10 tRNA genes and 1 rRNA gene are annotated in these 1,119 nt (G+C 49.2%); all 11 read right to left on the bottom strand.

From position 1 onward, the window contains the following. Window position 1: 1 nt before the first annotated feature. Window positions 2-78: transfer RNA gene (locus tag EVJ29_RS15260), tRNA-Pro, on the bottom strand. A gap of 7 nt (window positions 79-85) precedes the next feature. Continuing rightward, window positions 86-162, bottom strand: a tRNA-Arg gene (locus EVJ29_RS15255). 6 nt (window positions 163-168) lie between these two features. Beyond that, window positions 169-253: transfer RNA gene (locus EVJ29_RS15250), tRNA-Leu, on the bottom strand. A 7-nt stretch (window positions 254-260) separates the two neighbouring features. Then, window positions 261-335, bottom strand: a tRNA-Gly gene (locus tag EVJ29_RS15245). Window positions 336-356: 21 nt separating this feature from the next. Continuing rightward, window positions 357-437 (bottom strand) — tRNA-Leu (locus EVJ29_RS15240). A 37-nt stretch (window positions 438-474) separates the two neighbouring features. After that, window positions 475-550: transfer RNA gene (locus tag EVJ29_RS15235), tRNA-Lys, on the bottom strand. A gap of 12 nt (window positions 551-562) precedes the next feature. After that, a tRNA-His gene (locus EVJ29_RS15230) sits at window positions 563-638 on the bottom strand. 10 nt (window positions 639-648) lie between these two features. After that, window positions 649-724 (bottom strand) — tRNA-Thr (locus tag EVJ29_RS15225). Between the two features lie 9 nt (window positions 725-733). Beyond that, window positions 734-809, bottom strand: a tRNA-Phe gene (locus tag EVJ29_RS15220). Window positions 810-833: 24 nt separating this feature from the next. Continuing rightward, a tRNA-Asp gene (locus EVJ29_RS15215) sits at window positions 834-909 on the bottom strand. An 83-nt stretch (window positions 910-992) separates the two neighbouring features. Beyond that, window positions 993-1,108 (bottom strand): 5S ribosomal RNA (gene rrf, locus EVJ29_RS15210). Between the last annotated feature and the right edge of the window lie 11 nt (window positions 1,109-1,119).

The raw sequence follows: 1,119 nt of genomic DNA, 5'->3' as shown, positions 1-1,119 counted from the left end.
ATGGTCGGGAAGACAGGATTCGAACCTGCGACCCCTTGGTCCCAAACCAAGTGCTCTACCAAGCTGAGCTACTTCCCGTTATAAATGGTGCACCCTGAGAGATTCGAACTCCCGGCCTTTAGATTCGTAGTCTAACGCTCTATCCAGCTGAGCTAAGGGTGCATAAAATGCGGTCGAGAGGACTTGAACCTCCACGGTGTTAACCACCACTAGGCCCTCAACCTAGCGCGTCTACCGATTCCGCCACGACCGCGTATTAATGGAGCGGAAGACGGGATTCGAACCCGCGACCCCGACCTTGGCAAGGTCGTATTCTACCACTGAACTACTTCCGCAATATGAGTTTTGATTAGAGATGCGGGTGAAGGGACTCGAACCCCCACGTCAAGGACACTAGATCCTAAGTCTAGCGCGTCTACCAATTCCGCCACACCCGCATATAATATTCAAATATAACTATTAATTAATGAGAAATGGTGAGCCATGCAGGGCTCGAACCTGCGACCCTCTGATTAAAAGTCAGATGCTCTACCAACTGAGCTAATGGCTCATTAATTTAAAATGGGGCGACTGAAGGGAATTGAACCCTCGAATGCCGGAATCACAATCCGGTGCGTTAACCACTTCGCCACAATCGCCATGAAAAAATGGTGCCGGCGAAAGGATTTGAACCCTCGACCCTCTGATTACAAGTCAGATGCTCTACCAACTGAGCTACACCGGCAGGTGTAAATGGTGGCTTTGGACGGAATCGAACCGCCGACACAAGGATTTTCAGTCCTTTGCTCTACCAACTGAGCTACAAAGCCAACTTATTAAGTTTAAATTAAAAATGGCGGTCCCGACGGGATTCGAACCCGCGATCTTCTGCGTGACAGGCAGACATGTTAACCGCTACACCACGGGACCGTTTGTAAAACTATTTGTATCGACTCCACCTATTTTAAATGTCAATTAGGATAAAGTCAATAAGTTTTGTAAAAAAATAAAAAGCCTGGCAACGTCCTATCCTCACAGGGGGAGACCCCCAACTACTTTCGGCGCTGAAGCGCTTAACTTCCGTGTTCGGCATGGGAACGGGTGTGGCCGCTTCGCTATCGCCACCAGACAAGGGATTGT

It is taken from the genome of Exiguobacterium sp. SH4S7 (assembly GCF_004336795.1).
Taxonomy (GTDB): domain Bacteria; phylum Bacillota; class Bacilli; order Exiguobacteriales; family Exiguobacteriaceae; genus Exiguobacterium; species Exiguobacterium aurantiacum_A.
The sequence above is the reverse complement of the archived record's forward strand: the minus strand, read 5'-3'. Positions and strand labels throughout refer to the sequence as shown.